This window comes from Sphingobium sp. (assembly GCF_048594625.1).
Classification (GTDB): domain Bacteria; phylum Pseudomonadota; class Alphaproteobacteria; order Sphingomonadales; family Sphingomonadaceae; genus Sphingobium.
On sequence record NZ_JBMDWL010000024.1, the window covers coordinates 1 to 18,846 of the forward strand.

Genomic DNA, 18,846 nt, shown 5'->3' on the forward strand with positions numbered 1-18,846 from the left:
TCTGCTCCGGCAGTTGCAAGCATTCTGGTCGTGTATCTTTACGGCCATCAGAGGGGATGGGCTGCGGGCATCACTTCCGGCGTGCTGATGTTTGCCTTCGCCATCTGGATATGGCGGCGGCAGATCATCAAGTATCCAGACCACACTTGGAAAGCTCGCTTCTAACCAATTTGTCCACGCCGCCTAGGGGATCAGCAATAAACTCCTCGATGTCGCTTTCATACCAGGCGACGGAGCGCAGTCCGATGCGACGGCGGCGAGGGAAGCGGCCGGCTGTCTCCAACCGATAGACAGCCGAAACGGACAGCCCGGTTTTTACGGTAACATCAGGTTTCCGTGGGAGCCGGTCTGTCCGGCGATCTTTCCCGTGGGTCGTGCTTGCTTCCGAAGCGATCGCCGCGTCAACAGAGCTTTCAGAGATATCAGATTTCATGGCGAACCTTCATCCAGAAGGTCTGCCCGCCGAAACTGATTATGCCGCAATCTACATCGCACAGCAATGACTTCAGTGTGTCCGACAGAGAGCCACAGCGGACGGTTCTCCGGCCATACTTGTGGGCATCAGGTGCGTCCAATCGATCGCGGAGTGCACCTTGAATGTCCGAGGAAGAGGTGGCCGAGTTGGTCTATCCTGCCATTTCGCGTGAAGCCCGGCGGCGATCCCTCCCGGGTCGCCGCTGCGGAACGTTCCTGAATTGGCTGATGCCGGCATCTTTCACCGATTGGAAGGGAAGGGTTTGCTTCGAGGAGTTAAGATGATATTTTCTTCTTAGGCATAGGAAGCGATGCAAACCGTGGACCCGTCAAAGCCCTTTATCGCACTGCCGCCTTCTCCGAAGATTGGTGATTGGCTTTGGCGGCCGATGCGCGCAAAATTATGGTGGATGGCTATGCCATTTTACTGGGGCGGAATGCTTGCGTCTTTGCGTATCGAAGCACTTACCACCTTTATCACTCCGCAGCAGCTGGCATTGCCAATGTGTTCTTCTTTCCTCCTCTAGTCGCGCTGATTCTGTCGTTCGGATACATCAAGGCTCGGATCGCATTGCTCGATCTTGAGGATGACACAGATCCGCAAGCCTATTTCGAGTGGCGACGTAGGCGTTATGGTCCGTCCGGCACGCTTCGCGAATTCGACCCGCTTGATTCTGCTTCCGGATCATTGTGGGTTGGAAATCCGCTCAACCCATTAAATCCGGGCTACATCAATCGGCGCCCTTCTTGAACTGCGGGTCGCCGTCAAAAGGACCAGATGCCATATCAGTTGAGAACCGGCCGCTACTGAGGAGCGAGCTTTGCTCCAACGATGTTACAGGCGCGGTCACGTCGACAATGCCACGCCCGCTGTCGGCGTTACTGAGGTAGCGGTTCCTCAATCCGCTAGGCCCCAGGATCTCGGTCGCTAATCCATTGGCAAATGCTTCGGATGGATTGGAAGATCGCGCGGACAGTCTCTCCGCATTGGCCAGTGCCTGACGCACGTCGTGGTTGACGATGTTGAGGTGCGCGCTGACTGTTTCGTTGGTTATGCCGCTTTCTTGACTGGAAATGCCAATCGACCCACCCGAATTTCCAAATGAACCTTGACCTCGACCTCCTTTCGACTTTCCGCCTGAGCCAGCACTCGCCCCTCCGGCGATCTCCCCACTAACGGAGATTGAGAAGCCGGTTTGGTCTTGCGCTGATCTGCCGATCGAGCGTTCCCAACCGGTCTGCGCCATGATCGCTTGAACGTCACGTTGGAGCGTATCTGCGACCTGTGGTTTCAGTCGCCATTGGCCCTTGCGATCCATTTCGAAGCCGCCGCGTAGCCAGTTCGCCATTGCTGCCTTGCCTTCCGCGCCGCCGCCCATGAAATGCTCGATCGTGTCGGGTCCGGCCTGTTTGCCCGCTTCAAACCGCGTGCTGGTGTCGTTCCGGGCCGACTTCTCAAAGCCCGCGCTGCTGGAGACGAGAAGATCATTATGAGCGAGGCTGAAGCGGGCATGGCCTCCATTTGCGACCGCGCCGAGCTGGCTTTCATTGAGGAGGTCGGCTTTCCACATCTGGGCAGCAGTTGCGGGGGTGAGGTTGAGGCTGAAGTCGCCATTCTGATCCATCGCGATCTGACGTTTTGTCATCTCGATCCCGTTCGTCTTGAGGAGCGATTGCATACGCGACAGGCGCTCCTTCTCGACGATGCTGGTCATCCTGGCATTGCGCCCGCGGTCAGCCACGCCTTCAGCACCGCCCTCCGCCATATCTAGCTGGTTGCCCGCGCCATCGCTCAGGGCGCGGATGAAGCTGTCGAGCCTGGCGGCCTCGCGTGTCGACATGCCGGCTGCCACAGCGCCTTGTGCAAAGCCAAAATTCTCCCACTGCCTGCGCTGCTCTCCGATCCTAGCGGCACTGCGTGTCCCGTCATGACCGACCTCACGCTGCGCATCGAGCTTGCCTGACCGCTCGGCAAAGTCATAGCCGGCAGCCTCGCGGGTTCGCCCGTAGACGCTTGTACCTTCCCGGGACGCCTCCGCGGTTTCCCCATCGGCGGTCCCGACCTCGCTCGAAGCCCTGTAGGTCTCCAGCGCATGCATGACCTGCGCTTCGCTGCGGCCAGTGGCGCGGGAGAGTTGGCTGATGGCGGTAGAGCGCGCTTCGCCCGAGAGGGCGTTGATGAAGGCGATGCGGCGGTTCATTTCATCTACCGGGAGGCCCAGCATTCGGGCTGCGAACCGCTGTCCCTCGTTACCGCCCGTTCGCCGCGCCTGTTCGGTCGCGACATTACCGCGCTCGACGGCGGAAACCTCGCCGCCAGCATAGTCGCGCCGTCCTTCCATTGCACCGACCTGCGTCTGCGCGGCGGTAAGTTCGTTTTTGAGCATCTCACCTTGGGAGAAGCTGTTGGCGATGAGCTTGGCGAAGGTCGGATCGGTTTGCGCCTCAGCAATCAGGCCGCTGGCCTTGAGCGCCGCATCTTGTGGAGAATAACCCGCACGCTCGAAATGGCGGCTCGCGCCCTGCATCATCATGTCATAGGCGCGGGTATCGCCAAAGGCGCGCCATTGGACAAGATTCTGGGTGAAGGCGGCAAAAGCCTTCTCGCCTCCCTGACCTGCGCCGAAATAGCCTGTCCCAAGTTTCCGAAGCGCGTCCTTTTCCGCAAAATTGTGGATGGCGCCAGTGGCGGCGGCCGCCTGGACCGCGCCTTTGACAGCCGGGTCGCTGAGGTCGCGGCCAGCAAGCGCGGGGGCGAGGCCGCCCAGTTCGCGGCCGGCATCGATACCCCCCATGCCAAGTGCGGCCTGACCCGGCACGCCGCCGTGCGCGTCCTCGACCGCGCCAGCAGCACCGAAGCTGCGCGTCGCCCCAAAGCTGGACCGCTCGCCAAAGTCGCCGAACGAGGAAGCGGCAGCGCGGCGGTTGCCGGTTCCGAGCGCTGACGCCTGGGCTTCAAGCGCTGAGGTATAGCCTTCCGATGTCGAGACCGTCGCCGCTGCGGAGGAGGCTTGCGCGGTGACGCCCAGCGATCCGCCGGTGAAGGAGGAGAAGACATTGCCCGAAAAGCGGAACACGGTGAACACGAAGGCGCCTGCAAGGCCTGCGCCCGCTGTGCGGAAGCTGCCGAATATGGCGAGCGCTTTCATGGCCGCCGAGGGCGCGAGCATCCAGGCATTGGCTGCCAGATGATTGGCGCGCATCTCCGCGAGCGTCGCTGTCGCCCGGCCAAGGGTCAGCTGGTAGATGCCCGCATCGATCACGCCCCACAGGGCCACGAAGACGAAGAGCCCAAGGGCAAAGCTCGCGACCCGCAGGTTGATCGGCGTCAGGATGAAGAGGAGCGCCACCGGCACCATGAAGAGCATGATCCCGAAGACGACGGCGCGGATCGTTGGTGTCCTCTCGGGGCGACGGCCAAAGCCGGATGTTAGTAACCTGGCATACACACAGGCGCATGCGCCTTTACCGTTGCCGGCTGGACATGCGCGCATGCCACCCGGCCCCAGTGAAACTGTGACCGAGCTGTATATGCAGGGGTTACTAAGCCCCACTTCCGAGCTTTTTTCGGAAGCAGGCCCAATTTGCCAGAATGACGGGAGAGCGCAACCCTAAAGAGCGGACTTTGTGACGTTTTTGGGAAGCTGGATAGGAGGAGGAAGGGGAGGGCGGCTGCCCGCTGCGCGGGCACCGCGCTCTTGCCGGAGCGGCGTGCCGCCGCGCCGGCCGGGCTCGGCTGCGCCGATCCCGGCCCTTCGGGCTGCGATCGCTGCCGCGTGTCCATCTTCGCGTCAGGATTTCTCGAGGCCGCTTTTCACGAGCTGTGATCATGGCTCTGATTGCCGGTGACCAAGGGGCGGCATTTCAGCGGCAGGAAGGGGAGGAGGTGGGAAAGCGGCGGCCGGAAGGCTTGTCGAAATCCAGAAGGGAGTGGCCGCAAATGGCACATCATCATAATGTGAGTGGATGTCTGGCGAGATTCGTGGCGCGGATGCGCGATCGAGTGTCGGACCAGATTTGCGCTGCGCGCATTGAGCGCTTTCTGGAGGGAAGCGCTCCAGCCGATGCCCCGCGGCTTCCTGACGGGCTTGGAGGGCGGGACGGGAGGATCGAGAAGGCGGTCGCCCAGATGGAGCCGCTCACACGTGTCATTTTGATCTTGGTGGTGGGCCGCAAGATGAGTGTGATAGAGGTGGCCCGACGTTTCCGTATGAGCGAAGAACGAGTCTGTCGGCATTTCAGGACGGCAGGGCAGATTGTAACGAAACATCGCGAGGGAAGGGATGGCGCCTGAGAAATCGGTGATTAGATATTTTTCCCAGAATTTTCACGGCATAGAAGGCAAAGGGACGACGTGCGTCAGTCGGCAGCCGATGACGCTTGAAAGCCAGCTATCCTCGCGCACCCTAATCCACACCAAACATTCTCCTTACGGCCCGTCTTGAGCATCCAGAATGAGAAAGCGGACCGACCGCAGTTGGGAACGGAAAATTGGCGGCTGAGCGGCCGGAAAGGGTCGATGACGGCATGGCTAGTATGCGCCCATCCAAGCCGTTCGACAGCGATTTCCCCGCGTTTGGAAGCAGACCGTCTGTTTAGGACCGAGTCTGGGACAAACTCGCCGTTCGCAATTTTGGTCGAGGACGGCAGGTTCATATCCAACACGCGCCATTCCCACGGCCCCCAACGATCGGTCGACAAACTTGCAACACTTGCCGCTTGCCGACCATCGCGTTCGCAGGTGCGCGAGTTAGATCGCCGCAGATGAACATGTCGGAAAACATCGCCGAACGGGGTTTCAGGTATTTTTCCAATGCGACAGGGCTTTCCGTACATACGCCTTCACGCCAAAGCCAAGGAGGGCGTATGCAACCTATTCCCAGCGGAATTACGTGCCTTCTTCGGTGCGGAAAACATGTGATTCACCGTAGAAAGGAGTTGCCGGGCTGCATCGACCATTTACAGTCATCCCCCTCCCGCAAGCGGGAGGGGGAACGGCAGTTTGCAACCCATCGCGCCGTTCAACGAGCTTCAAAGCGAGCGCTACGACGCCTTGGCCAGCCCCGGCAGCCGCACGGGCTGCGCCACTGGCCGATTGAGCGCGACCGACAGCCGATCGGCCGTGCGCAACGCCAGTGCCGCGATGGTCAGCGTCGGGTTGGCCCAGCTCGACGTCGGGAAGGTCGAAGAGCCTACGACATAGAGATTGGCCTGGCCATGTACGCGGCCGTCGGCATCTACCACGCCCTGGCGCGGATCGGTCGTCATGCGGGTCGTGCCCATATGATGATAGCCGCCTATCGCGTGGGACGAGATGAGCGGATCGTTGCGCCACAATTCGCCCGGCTCGTCCAGCCAGTCGGCACGCTCGACCCGGCCCATGCCCAGCCGCTTGAGTTCGCGGCCCAGACCATCGACCAGTCCCGTCACACTATGCTTGTCAATCGCCGATAGGCGCCAGTCCAGCGCCACGCGCGGCACGCCCAGCGCGTCGCGCTCCCTGGTCAGCAGCACCCGGCTGTCGGGATTGGGCGCCTGTTCGGCCCGCACCAGTAGCGCGATCTCCAGCTTGCCCGCCTTGTGCAGCAGCCAGGGGCGCAGCGGATCGACATGACGCTGGGCCCATGTCGCCGCCTTCTTGGTCATCATCCACATCCGCCGCCCGCTGCGCGTCGGCGACATGTCATGCTTCAGCGAGCCATAGGCCCGCATTCCCCAGAATTGCGACGCCCCCGCCGGTTGCCGCCCGACGATCGTCAGCGAACTGTTGAGCAGCTCTTCGCGCCGCTGCAGATCGGCCGAGGGCGTGATCAGCGCCGCCATGTCATGGCCGCCAATCCGGTGCCGCCGGCCGAACGCCTTGAGCAGCGGCCAGGCCTTGGCATCGATGATCTGGCCGCCGCGCGCATGGGGATGTTCCATGAAGTTGCGGCCGACCTGATTGCGCTCATTGCCGATGTTCGACGCCAGCAGCAGCCGGGCATTCTCGATCCCGCCCGCCGCCAGCACGAAGGCGCGCGCCTCGACATGCAGATGCGCGCCGGCCAGTGCCTTCGCCTCGATCCGGCTGATCGCGCCGTCCTTCGCCACTATCCGCGTGACGCTGGCATGGGTGATGATCTCGCAGCGTGGATGATCGCGCAGATCCTGGCATGCGTCGAAGGTGAAGCGGTTGAAGCGCGGATCGAAATTCCACACCGGCATGTGCAGTTCCGACCGATCGAACCCCGGCAGCGGCACGCCATGGGCGTTCAGCGCGTCGGCGCTCGCCGGTTCGTCGCCAATCTCGAATATGCCGCGAGCCTGCCCATAATAATCCTGCAGTTCGTCCCAGGACAGTGTCCAGCCTGACCCCGCCACCCAGTCGCGACGCTGGAGATCGATCGGGTCCAGCGTGGCGCAGCGCCCTCCCCAGATCGCCGTCGTGCCGCCAAAGAAGCGCAGCCGCGCATCGTCCAGCTCATAATAGGCCTGGCCGACATTCTTGCCCGCGTTGAGGTCGGCGATTTCCCGCTCATAGTCCAGCCCGCCGCTTTCCAGCAGCAGCACCTGATGCCCGGCCGCCAGCAGCCGGCGCGCGGTGGTGATGCCGGCCGCGCCCGCGCCGATGACGCAGACATCTGCCCGCCGGCGCAACGCGCCGGTCTGTTGCGAGAGATCAATGCTCATTCATGCGTCCTGATTATTGGCCAGATCGGCCGCGTGTTTCTGCAGGAAATCCTGGGATTGCACGCCGGTTAGCACATAGACGGTGCCCTTGCGGGCCCAGTAGGCGATGGTCTCGCCATCGACGACCTGGGTGCGCGGCGTTTCCGGCAAGCCGGTGACGGCCCGCGCCGCGAACAGCGACACCGGCGCTTTTTCGCCTGCATCGATCACCAGTTGCAGGCTCGGCCCGTAGTCGGACGGGAAGAGTTGCACATCCAGCACCCGCCAGCCCGCCGGCAGCACCGGCACGTTGATATGGGTCGCAGTGCGGACATCGGCCGGGTCGAAATGCGGAATTTCGGGCTGCGACTTCATGTGCGACCGCACCAGCGCGGTCTTGTGCGACATCAAAGCCTCCTCGATGAACACCGGCATCGCCTGCGCCGTCGGCGCCACGCCCATGTCCAGCTTCCCGACGCCCAGCGCCACGGCGGCGATGATGCCCGCCGCCATCGCTAGCCCACCGCTCAACCGGCGAAACAGGCGGCTGCGGTGCAGCGCCCCCTCCACCTTGCAGGCGCTGTCGTGCAGGCGTTGCGGCACCGGCTGCCCGTCGCGCTGCGCCAGCGCCCGCATCGCGTCGCGCACCGACAGGTCGGCCAGCACACGCGCGGCGACATCGGGATTGCGCACCAGATAATCGGCCACTTCCAGCCGCCCCATGGCGTCGAGCTGATCGTCGACATAGGCGTGCAGTTCGCATTCGGTGATGGTGAGTTCCGCCATAGCTCAATCCCTCACGATGCGCAGATGGCCGGGGCGCGCGGCGGGCGCTCCCTCCTCCAGAGCGCGCAGCTTCGCGCGGGCGCGAGACAGGCGCGAAATCAGCGTACCGATGGGAATGCCGATCGCGTCGGCCGCCTCCTGATAGGACAGGCCTTCGACCGCGACGAAGTGCAGCACGGCCTGCTGCTCCTCGGGTAAAGCGGTCAGCGCCTCCTCGATCTGGTGCAGCCGCACCATCTGCTCCTGCGCCGGCGCAGCCACCGGCTCGGCCTGCGCCACGGCGTCGGCACGGAACCGCTCGCGCACCGCCGCCCTGCGCGTGCCGCTGACGAAGACATTGTGCAGGATGGAAAACAGCCAAACGCGCAGTGGTCGGCCGCGCTGATAGCTGTCGGCATTGGCATAGGCGCGCACCAGTGCATCCTGGACCAAGTCTTCGGCATCGCTTTCATTGCCGGTCAGTCGACGGGCGTAGCGCATCAGCCCGGGCAACAGGTCGACAACCTTAGGCGGCGTGGGTTTCATACGTGACTTACGCCTCAGTGATCGCTTTAATCCCCGGTCATTGAGATATTTCTAGATTATAGCCATTCGGCCGGTCAGAGCCGTACTTCGCGCCTTTCCGCGCTGCTGCGCAGCCTCAGCCAATGCGTCAGTGCACGACGATCAGGTGTTTTACGGCATGGCCGGTTCTTGGAGCTCGCCTTTGGACGCTGAACGACCGACTAAGGCGCGTAACCGACCGGCAGTTCGTTCAATTTGCCAAGGACCGGTTTCGGCGTCACCGGACATTCCGGCGGTCTCACTCACTAGAACGGCTTGAGTGGTCGACCGCTGCCGTAAAAGCGGGCCTTCCGTACTTGGGGAGTAAAAATTAGCTGCTGAGAGTCCGACAAGGATCGGGAGGCGCCGCCAGTGGCGGCGCCACCGCAATCTGCCGTCGAACAGCCCGGCTGGTTCCGTTTAATATTGGATGGGTGGTTGCGCGCGCATCCTCGGGCTGGAATGTGGCTGACATTTTCGGCAAGAATTTCGCAATACAAAAAAGACGATGACGGAAAAACGCTGTTAGTGTCTCTTAACTCCTAAGGGAGAAAGATCACGCAACGCGAGGTATTAGCGCGATGGGTCGGGCGCGAGATATTGCCCCATGAACGCGACCTGCGCGCCTGGTTGCGGCGACAGGTCGTGGCTGCGGCAGACGTGGAGGATGTGGTGCAGGAATGCTATTGTCGCCTCGCCCAGTTGCGCGACATCGCGCACATCACCGCGCCACGCGCCTATCTCTTCATCATGGCGCGCAATATCGTTCGGCGGCAGCGGGAACGAGCGCGGGTCGTGCGCATCGATCCGCTGGCTGCAACGATGGAGGCGGAAGCCGACATGCTGACGCCCGAGCGCGTGGCGCAGGCGCGGCAGGAACTGGGCCGGGTGCAGGCGGCGCTCGCCACCCTGTCCGATCGTGCGCGCAGCATCTTCGTCATGCGCCGGATCGAGGGGCAGAGCCAGAAGGCGATCGCCCAAGCGCTCGGCATCAGCGAGACGATCGTGGAAAATGAAGCGAGCCGCGGCTTGCGCGCGCTGCTGCGCCATATGACGCAGGATGAAGCCGACCAGGATCGACCCGTCATGACCGGAGGCACGCGTGCCGGACAGGGTTGAGGATATGGCGGTGCGCTGGGCTGTGCGCCATCCGCTCGATGCCGATCAGCAAGCGGCGCTCGATGCCTGGCTGGCACAGGACCCGCGCCATGCGGGCGCACTGCTGCGGGCGCAGGCTGCACTGTCCTGCATGGACGATGCGCTGGTCGCCGATGCCGATCAGCCCGCCCCCGCACCCTTCTGGACCCGGCGCAAGTGGCTGGCCGCAGGGCTGGGCGGCAGCATGGCGGCGGCGCTTGCCGGGGGCCTCGGTCTCTCCCGCTGGATGGAGCAGCATGTCGCGACAGAGCGCGGCGAAATCCGCCGCCTGCCACTCGCCGACGGATCGGTCGCCACGATCGACAGCGACAGCGACCTGCATGTCGCGCTCGGCGATGAAGCGCGCCGCATCACGCTCGACAAGGGGCAGGCCTGGTTTCAGGTCGCCAAGGATCGCCGCCGCCCCTTCATCGTGGATGCGGGTCTGGCGCAGGCGCGAGCGATCGGCACCGCCTTTTCCGTCAGCCGCACGGACAAGGGCGTCCAGATCGCCGTTACCGAAGGCACCGTCGCGGCCTGGGCGAAGGATGGCGGCGGATCGATGACGATCCTGAAAGCTGGAGACTTCGCCACTTTCGAAAGCGGTGCACTAGCCCCTATTACCGGCAACGCGCCGCAGGCGATCGAGCGCGGGCTGGCTTGGCGTATGGGGGAAATCGCGTTGGAAGGCGACACGCTGCGTGACGCGGTCGCCCGCTTCAACCGCTACAATGCACAGCAACTCGTCATCGTCGATTACAGCCTTGGCAATGAAAAGCTGATCGGCCTGTTTCGCATCGACAATCCAGCCGGGTTCGCCCGCACGCTCGCTGCGTCGATGGACGTGACGGTCGTGATGACGCCCGAGACCATTCGCCTGTCGCGCAAAAAAATCGACAGCATCTGACGGAAAGTCGATCCGTGCGGCTCTTAGGGTTGAGAGCGCACCGGCAAGCAGGGCGCCACGACAGGGGAGGACTTATGAAGACCGCGCTCGCTCATCTTCTCGGCACCGGGGCCGCCATCGTCTGCGGAATCGGTACACCCGCCGAAGCCGCCGCGCAAATTCGCCGCTTCGACATCGCCCCGCAATCAGCCCGCACCGGCATCCCCCTCTTCGCCAAGCAAGCGGGCATTGAAATCCTCGTCACGGGCGCCGCTGCGGAGGGCGTCAGCCTGCGCCGGCTTCAGGGCACGATGGACGTGACACAGGCGCTGCGCCAATTGCTGACCGGCACCGACCTCGTCATCACGAAGGCGGGGAATGCCATCGTCCTCAAGCGCGATCGGCCCGTGGCGACAAGCGCTGCCTTCATGGCCCCATCCGCCGCTTTCGCCCCCGCCGCGCAGGAAGGGGATGCGCCTACCGCCGCCGCGCCCGCCGACGAACCGGCGACGCAGGACATCGTCGTCACCGGCATCCGCGCTTCGCTTCAGGAATCGATCAATGTGAAGCGCGCCGCCGGAAACATCGTCGACGTCATCACCGCGCAGGACATCGGCAAGCTGCCCGACCAGAATGTCGCGGAATCGATGAGCCGCATCACTGGAGTCCAGATCACCCGGCGCGAGGGCGACGGCTCCAACTTCACCGTGCGCGGCATTTCGCAGAACCGGCTGGAAATCAACGGTCGCACCTTCCTGGGTCCAGGTGCAGGCGGCAGTGCTTCGCTGGAATCGATCAGCCCGGAAATCATCGGCAGCATCGTCGTGTCGAAATCGCCAACCGCCGACATGCCCGAAGGCGCACTGGGCGCGACCGTCAACCTGAAGACCAAACGCCCGCTCGATCTGGACGACCTCGTCATCAGCGGACGATTGCAGGGCGCCTATACCGATCAGGCCGATCATCTGGGCTATCGCGGATCGGCGCTCGTCTCCAAGAATTTCGACGACCGGCTCGGCGTCCTCGCCAGCGTCGCCTATTCCAATACGCAGACGCGCGGACAGTCCTTCGATTCCGGCGGCTGGACTCGCACCGATGCGATCGACGGCAATGGTGACGGCGTCAACGACCCCGGCCTCTTCCGCCCTAACCGGTTCATGGCGCGCATCTACGACCGCAAGGAACAGCGGCTGACGCTCAACAGCGCGATCCAGTTCCGCCCGGCGGATGATTGGGAAATCATCCTCGACGGCACCTATTCACGTCTGAAACGCCAGCGCAACAGCGCCAATTATCAGGTGCTGTTCAACAATAACGACGTGAACGCCGTCGCAGACGAGAATGGTACCGTGGTCAGCGGCACCTTCACCGGCGTCACGCTGCGCCCGCTCATCTATGACGAGCCGACGGAGTTCCGCTCCACCAACCTCGGTTTTTCGACCAAATATGACGGCGACATCGTCAAGATTTCGGCCGACGCCTCCTACAGCAAGGGGAAGGGGACGGATGGTGGCCCCGGCGCTTCCTTCACCTATGTCGTCGTGCCGCGCGCGGGCAACACCACCAACGCCAGCTATGATTTCTCGCGCGGCGGCCCGGTTCCCGATCTGTCGCTCGAAACCAATTTCGACCGTGACGATCCGGCGCAGTATCAGCTGGCCTCGATCTTCGAGAACGACTTCCGCACCGACAATAGCGGCTATGACGCGCGGCTCGATTTCGACATTCGCACGGATTGGGGACCGCTCAGTTCGATCCAGGTCGGATCGCGTTACGAGAATATCAAATTCTATTCGGAATCGCCGCAGAACGTGCCGTCTGCCGCCAGCCTGCTGGCAAGGGGGGACAAGAATGGCGACGGCATCATCACCGTCGATGAAATGCCCGGCCTCAATTACGACAACAGCATGGGCAGCTTCTTCCCCGGCGTGTCGGGCAATTTCCCACGCGACATCCTGACCGGCACGGTGGACAAGGAGATTGCACGCGACGCCTTCGGCCTGCCGATCCCGCGCGCCGACACCATCCCGCTCGGCCGCGTCTCCGTCCGCGACGTCAATCAGGACACGCTCGCCTTCTACGTCCGCGCCAATTTCAAGAGCGAGATCGGCGCCATGCCCATTTCCGGCAATGCGGGCGTGCGCTATATCTCGATCGAGCGTACATCGGCGGGCTTCCTCTCCGACACGCAGCCGACGGCCAGCAAGTCGCGCTTCGACTATTTCCTCCCCAGCGCCAACCTCTCGGTCGAACTCGCGCCCAGCCTCACCTTCCGCGCCGCCGCGGCGAAGGTCGTCGCGCGCCCCAGCCTCAGCGACGTGGGCGTCAGCTTCGTTCCGCTCATCGTTTCCCGCACCGGCTCACGCGGCAATCCCAATCTGCGCCCGTTCGAAGCGACCCAATATGACGCGACGCTCGAATGGTATTTCGCCCCATCGAGCGCGCTCACCGTCGCGGGCTTCTACAAGGACGTGGACTCGTTCACGATCAACACGACCCGCGCGGAATTCGTCCCCGGCCTGTCAACCGGTCCCGACGACCTGTTCCAGATCACCCAGCCGACCAACGGCCAGTCGGGTACGATCAAGGGTGTGGAGTTCGCATACCAACAATCGCTGCGCTTCCTGCCCGCGCCGTTCAACAATCTGGGGATCCAGGCCAACTATACCTATGTCGACAGCAAGACGCCTTTGGTGGACGAAGCGACCCAGCTGGCCTTGCCCCTTCCCGGCCTTTCCAAGCATAGCTACAATCTCATCGGCTATTATGAGGATAAGCTCTTGTCCGTCCGCGTCGCCTACATCCGCCGCAGCAAATATCTTCAGGGGCAGGGGAGCGCCGCGTCGGGCGGCAGTTCCTACATGCAGGCGCGCGGCCAGCTTGATGCGTCGGCGCAGATCAACCTCACCAGCAACATCCGTCTGACGGCGGAGGCGATCAACCTAACCCGGTCGATCGAGCGGCAATATCTGCAAGATCCGGCTCGCCTGCTGAGTTCGCTGCGGGAAGACCGCCGCTTCTTTTTCGGCGTGGCGGCGACCTTCTGATGCGGACCCGGTTGAAGCCACTGCTGCTCGCTGCCGCCGCGCTCCTTTCCAGCGGCGCAAGTGCTGACACGCCAGGCGCGGCGTCCCGGTCGGCCGACATCGTCATCTATGGCTGCACATCGGCGGGCATCATCGCCGCTATCGAGGCACGGCGTCTGGACCGAAGCGTCCTGCTCGTCTGCCGCGACGCCTATGTCGGCGGCATGACGACCAACGGCCTTGGCTGGTCGGACACCGGCAATCATCGCGCGATCGGCGGGTTGTCGCGCGAATTCTATCGCCGGGTGAAGCGTCATTATGACGACCCTGCCGCCTGGAACATCGCCAAACGGCCTGCCAAGGCACCCAACTTCATCGATGACGGCGCGATGTGGCAGTTCGAGCCGAAGGTCGCCGAACGCATCTATGAGGATTGGCTGAAGGACGCGGGCGTGCCGGTGATCCGATCCCGCCCCATCGATCGCAGCACTGGCGCGGTCGAAGTGAAGGATGGCAAGGTCGTCTCCTTCCGCGCCAGAAGCGGCGAGCGCTTTGCCGGGCGCGTCTTCATCGACGCCACCTATGAAGGCGACCTGATGGCAGGAGCAGGCGTCCGCTTCGCCGTGGGGCGGGAGGCCAACGCCACTTATGGCGAAACGCTGAACGGCGTGCAGATGGCGAACAGTACCAACCACCAGTTCACGCTCGACATCGATCCCTATGTCCAGCCGGGCAATCCGGCCAGCGGCCTGCTGCCCCGCGTCACCGCCGACAGGGGCGAGCCGGATGGATCGGCGGACCACCGCATTCAGGCGTATATGTTCCGCATGTGCCTGACCGACGTGCCCGCCAACAGCGTTCCCTTCGCCAAACCTGCGGGCTACGATGCCCGCCAATATGCGCTGCTCAAACGCTATATAGACGCGGGCTTTCGCAACTTTTTCCAGAAGTTCGACCGCATTCCCAACGGCAAGACCGACACCAACAATTTCGGCGCCTTCTCCTTCGACGATATCGGCATGAACTATCGCTATCCCGAAGGCAGCGATGCCGAGCGCGCGGAGATCATGCGCGAGCATGTCACTTATCAGCAAGGTTTGCTCTGGTTCATGGCGAATGACCCCGGCGTGCCGGCGGAAACGCGCGCGGAAACTTCCCGCTGGGGACTTTGCAAGGACGAGTTCACCGACAACGGTAACTGGCCGCGCGAGCTTTACGTTCGCGAAGCGCGACGCATGGTTTCGGACTTCGTCATGGCGGAACCGCATCTGCGCGGCACCAAGCCGACGCCCCGCCCGATCGGCATGGGGTCGTATAATATGGACTCGCACAATGTCCGCCGTATCGTGGACAAGCGCGGCTATGCTCGCAACGAAGGCAATATCGAGGTCAGCCCTGGCCGCGCCTATCCGATCAGCTATGACGCGATCGTGCCAAAGCGGGGGGAGGGGAGCAACCTGCTAGTGCCCGTGGCGCTTTCCGCTTCGCACATCGCCTATGGCTCGATCCGTATGGAGCCGGTCTTTATGATACTAGGCCAATCTGCTGCGGCCGCCGCATCCCTCGCGATCGCGGATGGCAAGGCGGTGCAGGACGTAGATTACGGAAGACTACGCAAGCAGCTCCTTTCGGAGGGTCAGATCTTAGACATAATGAAAGCTAATTGACCACGTAGTGGGAAAGCGGACTGTCCGGACCTAAGACAATGATCTGCGTCACTGAACGTCCTAAAAGGGTCGTTTTGCCAAGCGCCCGATGCAAGGTCGTGGGACTCAACTGCCGATCGTGGCTGCTATTGAGAACGTCTGGCTACGCCGAAAACCGCCGAGCTAACGCGCCGTAACTGGGTCTGCCGCGCGTACCGATCGGATCGGCAGAATGGGGCGTGGACTGGTGGTCACGGCCCTGGAACAGAAGATCTTATTCAAATGCAGGGCCTGCTTGAACCACATGGCGAATTCCGACATCGCGAAGCCAGACTTGACGAAGAGAGGTCAGGCGTTGTCGGCCCGCGATCTGGCCACATGATCAAAACGGTGTGCGGATGTAAGATCAATCGATCCGGCTCAGGCGCATCGCTAGTTCAGCGAGGGTGGGGACGATGCGTGAGGCGAGCGTTATGGCAAGCGCGCCGCTTGAGGTTTCGGCCATGTGCCAGAGTAGCTTCGCGATACTGACCGGTTGGGCGGCGCGCCTTGCAAAGCTGCGCTGATATTGCGATGCGCCCTGGCCTTGCAGATAGCTTTGTGCGGCAGCCGCTCCACTGGCAAGCGCGATGGCCATGCCTTCCCCCGCAAGGGACGGGATGACGGCGGCTTGATCGCCCAGACGATATAATCCTTCTTCGGTGTCCTGCGCGATCCATCCGTAGGGAACGGCACCGATCGTATCGACGGGCAGCCGATCTTCTGCGCACGCTATGCGGCGCGCGAAATGCGGATTATCTCGCCCCACCGCCTGCAAAACCGCCCACATGTCACCACCCGCTTCAAGGAGCGAGGACTTGCGCAGCGCGAGACAGACGTTGGCGCTGCCGCCCTCCTGAAGCACGATGCCGGCATAACCGCCGCGAAACAGATGCAATTCGATCGCGGTGCCGATCAGCCGATAAAGCTGGGCCGAAGGGGGCATGCGAACACGCATGCCGAGCGCCTGGTTGTCCGTATTGCGCGGACGCTTTTCTCCACGCACGTCGTGCTTGCCCGTAGCCAAGAAGATCGCGGGGCTCTCCCAGCGTCGACGTTCGCCTTCGATTAAGCCCGGCGCCACGCTCCGCGCGCGATCGATCTCGAATCGTGCTCCCTTGGCAATGGCAAGCTGCCGAAGTGCGCTGTCGAGAACATGGCGGGACAGGCCATAGGCCATTTCGGGCAACGGCACCTCCGCCTCACGCCGCCCAGCAAAGAGCCGAAGCTGCGTGACTGGCCTGGCTCCGAGTGTCGCTGGATCGCAGCCCAGCCGCCGCAATCCCTCGGCAGTGCGCCAGCTCAGAAATCCCCCGCAGATCGCATCGCCCACCTCGGCATTGCGATCTATCAGGATCGGTTCCGACCCGCCTTGTGCCAGCAGCAAAGCCGCCATGCTTCCGGCAGGCCCTGCGCCCAGCACGATCGGGCGGTTCACTTAAGGCGCTCGACGCACAAACGGAAAGGGAAGCGGCGCTCGACCCTTGCCGCTTCGACGCCCGCTTCGGCGAGGATCGGTGTCCATTCCCGCGGTCGATAGGATCGCGCTATCGAAAGTCGTCCATCCTGCCGCACGATCGGGTGCCAGCGCGCCAGTCGCGCCAGGATCGGGTAGCCGAAATAGGCAAATCCATGCCTATGCAAATCGTTAAGATACCAACCTGCGGTGGCCTCGTTTTCCATGAAGCGCAGGAAGGCTACCAGCTGCAAATGAGTCATGTGATGTGCGACGAGGCTCGACACGACGAAGTCGAAACCCTCACCGGACAGATCGGCGTAATCTCCGGTGCGATATTCTATCGGCTCGCCGGTGTGCGATTTCGTCTGGGCTATTGCCTCGCTGCGTGGATTGAGATCGATCCCCACGAGCCGCGCCGACTTGCCCCGTTTCCCAGCCCAACGTCCGATGGCGCGCAGCATGTCGCCATCACCAAATCCGACATCCAAGAGCGAGAAGTTGGTTCGCGTCCCGACCGCCCGCCTTATGAAGTCCAGCGTAGGACGGCGCGCCATGGTCATCGTATTGACTTTTGCCAGATCGGCCAGAACCGCAGCATAGACATTTTCGTCCAGCGCGGGATCGTCCATGATTTCCTCGGCCTGGGCTCTCTTAGTGAGCATCGCGCCATTCAAAGCGAAAACCCTCCATCGCGAGACCCGGCCCGAAAGCCAGGGCAACACCCCTTTCAGGCCGATCGTGCATAAACCGTTCGAGCACGAACATCAGCGTGGAGGAGGACATGTTGCCGAAATCGCGAAGCACTGCACGCGAATGGTCGAGGCTGTGCTCGTCCAGTTCGAACCCTTCAGCCACGGTATCGAGGATAGAACGGCCACCTGCATGGACGGCGTAGGCCGCCGGCCTTTCGCCATCACCCAGAATCCGCTGGCGCACATCGGGACGCTTCAGCGCGGCGCCTATCCTGCCCGGTACTTTGCCCGAAAGCCGCATCTGGAAACCGGTATCGCCTATCTGCCATGTGATCAGCTGGTCGCTTTCCTCCAGCGCCGCGGCTATTCCGGTTCCGATCGAAAGCCCTGTGCCGCTGCCGCTGACGATCGCGGCAGCCGCGCCGTCGCCAAATTGCGCGCCCGCCAGCAACGGCTCGATATCAACGGTCTGCTGATGATGCAGGGTCGACAATTCGACGGTAACGACGAGCACGCGCGCCTGGGGTTCGGAGCGAACGATATGGCGGGCCGTCCGCAATGCCGTGACGGCCGCGTAGCACCCCATGAAGCCGATCAGCACGCGCTCGACATCGTCCGCCAGACCCAATCGGCGCGCAATTATCTGGTCGATCCCAGGAGCGACGAAGCCGGTGCAACTGGCTACGACGACATGGGTGATATGGCCGAGCTCGCCCAGCTTCCTGATCGCTGCAAGTGCAAGCTTTGGCGCCTCTTCGGCATAGATCGTCATCCTCAGGGCCGTGGACGGTGCTTCAGCCGAATAGAAACCGTCTCCTTCGTCCAGCCTGGCGTCCTTTTCCGATAGCACGGACCAGCGGTGCTCGATGCCCGAGCGCTCTGACATGCGGGCATATAGTTTTGCTTCACGTCGCCCCTTGAGCTGCCGCATGGCCCAGGCACGATAATCCGCTTCGAAATCGCAATTGGGAACCGCGGTTGCCAGCCGATTAATTATTGCCGTCATTGTCCTGGAAATCCTAGCTTTCCTGCGTAAACCGTTTCGATTGGCGGTCGTTCCGCTCCGGGCACTGGCGGCCAGATGTGCGATTGCAGAAAGCCCATAGAACGCATTGGCTGTCCATTTGCCCGCCCGCCCCGATGCAGGGAAGAGATGATGGGCCTCTCATCTGCGTTACGGCACCGGCCGGAGCCTGACAATGTCTTCGACCTTGCGACATGGGGAGTTTGGGACCGTTTACCGCGCAACCGTTCTTATGAAGGGTGTGCTATCTTCCAGCACTGACGCGCGAAATCGCAGGGGCCGAGCGATAGCGGTGACCATCCCGACATGACCAATGCCGGCATACCGCCTGATCTCGACCGGCACGCCCGCAGATCGCAGCGGGTCGGCCAGCGCTTCGCTGTTGCGAGCGCGGACGGTGTCATCATCGTCACCGATCAGCAGCAGGGTCGGAAGATCGCCCGCTCCCGCCCAGGTCACTGGCTGGGTTTCAGCGGCGTTCGGCCA

At 62.7% G+C, this 18,846-nt stretch carries 13 protein-coding genes and 1 pseudogene; 5 read left to right on the top strand and 9 right to left on the bottom strand.

The window, feature by feature from the left end:
- Positions 1-127: 127 nt before the first annotated feature.
- Positions 128-433: a helix-turn-helix transcriptional regulator gene (locus ACOJSJ_RS02755; protein ID WP_420143459.1), complete on the bottom strand. Its 306-nt coding sequence runs from the start codon at positions 431-433 to the stop codon at positions 128-130.
- A 414-nt stretch (positions 434-847) separates the two neighbouring features.
- Here ACOJSJ_RS02755 and ACOJSJ_RS02760 point away from each other — a divergent pair, with 414 nt between their 5' ends.
- Positions 848-1,225: a hypothetical protein gene (locus ACOJSJ_RS02760; protein WP_420143460.1), complete on the top strand. Its 378-nt coding sequence runs from the start codon at positions 848-850 to the stop codon at positions 1,223-1,225.
- Here the strand turns inward: ACOJSJ_RS02760 and ACOJSJ_RS02765 are convergent.
- The 4 genes and pseudogenes from ACOJSJ_RS02765 to ACOJSJ_RS02780 all read right to left on the bottom strand — a co-directional run.
- Positions 1,206-3,881: pseudogene (locus ACOJSJ_RS02765) on the bottom strand (conjugal transfer protein TraG); the annotation flags it as partial. The gene ACOJSJ_RS02760 and the pseudogene ACOJSJ_RS02765 sit on opposite strands and share 20 nt — an antisense overlap.
- Positions 3,882-5,517: 1,636 nt before the next feature.
- The gene (locus ACOJSJ_RS02770) at positions 5,518-7,143 is read right to left on the bottom strand and encodes an FAD-dependent oxidoreductase (protein ID WP_420143461.1); all 1,626 of its coding nucleotides are present in this window, start codon (positions 7,141-7,143) and stop codon (positions 5,518-5,520) included.
- Positions 7,144-7,908 (bottom strand): anti-sigma factor family protein, encoded by a 765-nt coding sequence (locus ACOJSJ_RS02775; protein ID WP_420143462.1) that lies wholly within the window; start codon positions 7,906-7,908, stop codon positions 7,144-7,146.
- 3 nt (positions 7,909-7,911) lie between these two features.
- Complete coding sequence (locus ACOJSJ_RS02780; protein WP_420143463.1) at positions 7,912-8,433, bottom strand: sigma-70 family RNA polymerase sigma factor; 522 nt, start codon at positions 8,431-8,433, stop codon at positions 7,912-7,914.
- Positions 8,434-9,051: 618 nt separating this feature from the next.
- On the opposite strand from ACOJSJ_RS02780, the gene ACOJSJ_RS02785 reads away from it, so the two are divergent.
- The 4 genes from ACOJSJ_RS02785 to ACOJSJ_RS02800 all read left to right on the top strand — a co-directional run bounded on the left by ACOJSJ_RS02785 (position 9,052) and on the right by ACOJSJ_RS02800 (position 15,167).
- The gene (locus ACOJSJ_RS02785; RefSeq protein WP_420143464.1) at positions 9,052-9,570 is read left to right on the top strand and encodes an RNA polymerase sigma factor; all 519 of its coding nucleotides are present in this window, start codon (positions 9,052-9,054) and stop codon (positions 9,568-9,570) included.
- The gene (locus ACOJSJ_RS02790) at positions 9,554-10,495 is read left to right on the top strand and encodes a FecR family protein (RefSeq protein WP_420143465.1); all 942 of its coding nucleotides are present in this window, start codon (positions 9,554-9,556) and stop codon (positions 10,493-10,495) included. Before ACOJSJ_RS02785 ends, ACOJSJ_RS02790 begins: the two co-directional genes overlap by 17 nt.
- A 74-nt stretch (positions 10,496-10,569) precedes the next feature.
- Entirely contained in the window at positions 10,570-13,521 is a 2,952-nt protein-coding gene (locus tag ACOJSJ_RS02795) for a TonB-dependent receptor (protein WP_420143466.1), read from the top strand.
- A gap of 11 nt (positions 13,522-13,532) precedes the next feature.
- A complete protein-coding gene (locus ACOJSJ_RS02800) occupies positions 13,533-15,167 on the top strand; it encodes an FAD-dependent oxidoreductase (protein ID WP_420143467.1) in 1,635 nt (544 codons plus the stop codon).
- Positions 15,168-15,552: 385 nt separating this feature from the next.
- Here ACOJSJ_RS02800 and ACOJSJ_RS02805 read toward each other — a convergent pair whose 3' ends face one another.
- From ACOJSJ_RS02805 to ACOJSJ_RS02820, 4 genes are all read right to left on the bottom strand, one after another.
- Positions 15,553-16,623: an NAD(P)/FAD-dependent oxidoreductase gene (locus ACOJSJ_RS02805; RefSeq protein WP_420143468.1), complete on the bottom strand. Its 1,071-nt coding sequence runs from the start codon at positions 16,621-16,623 to the stop codon at positions 15,553-15,555.
- Positions 16,620-17,273 carry a methyltransferase domain-containing protein gene (locus ACOJSJ_RS02810; RefSeq protein ID WP_420143469.1) on the bottom strand — a complete coding sequence of 218 codons (654 nt, stop codon included), beginning with the start codon at positions 17,271-17,273 and terminating at the stop codon, positions 16,620-16,622. The genes ACOJSJ_RS02805 and ACOJSJ_RS02810 overlap by 4 nt, the downstream gene beginning before the upstream one ends.
- Positions 17,274-17,295: 22 nt before the next feature.
- Positions 17,296-18,342, bottom strand: a complete 1,047-nt coding sequence (locus ACOJSJ_RS02815) for a type III polyketide synthase (protein ID WP_420143470.1) — start codon at positions 18,340-18,342, stop codon at positions 17,296-17,298.
- 231 nt (positions 18,343-18,573) lie between these two features.
- The gene (locus tag ACOJSJ_RS02820) at positions 18,574-18,819 is read right to left on the bottom strand and encodes a prolyl oligopeptidase family serine peptidase (RefSeq protein WP_420143471.1); all 246 of its coding nucleotides are present in this window, start codon (positions 18,817-18,819) and stop codon (positions 18,574-18,576) included.
- Positions 18,820-18,846 lie beyond the last annotated feature (27 nt).

Excerpts from the sequence above, each read along its gene's own strand:
- ACOJSJ_RS02780 (WP_420143463.1), bottom strand. The coding sequence starts at position 8,433 with ATGAAACCCACGCCGCCTAAGGTTGTCGACCTGTTGCCCGGGCTGATG.
- ACOJSJ_RS02775 (WP_420143462.1), bottom strand. The coding sequence starts at position 7,908 with ATGGCGGAACTCACCATCACCGAATGCGAACTGCACGCCTATGTCGAC.
- ACOJSJ_RS02810 (WP_420143469.1), bottom strand. The coding sequence starts at position 17,273 with ATGGACGATCCCGCGCTGGACGAAAATGTCTATGCTGCGGTTCTGGCC.
- ACOJSJ_RS02755 (WP_420143459.1), bottom strand. The coding sequence starts at position 433 with ATGAAATCTGATATCTCTGAAAGCTCTGTTGACGCGGCGATCGCTTCG.
- ACOJSJ_RS02795 (WP_420143466.1), top strand. The coding sequence starts at position 10,570 with ATGAAGACCGCGCTCGCTCATCTTCTCGGCACCGGGGCCGCCATCGTC.
- ACOJSJ_RS02770 (WP_420143461.1), bottom strand. The coding sequence starts at position 7,143 with ATGAGCATTGATCTCTCGCAACAGACCGGCGCGTTGCGCCGGCGGGCA.
- ACOJSJ_RS02815 (WP_420143470.1), bottom strand. The coding sequence starts at position 18,342 with ATGACGGCAATAATTAATCGGCTGGCAACCGCGGTTCCCAATTGCGAT.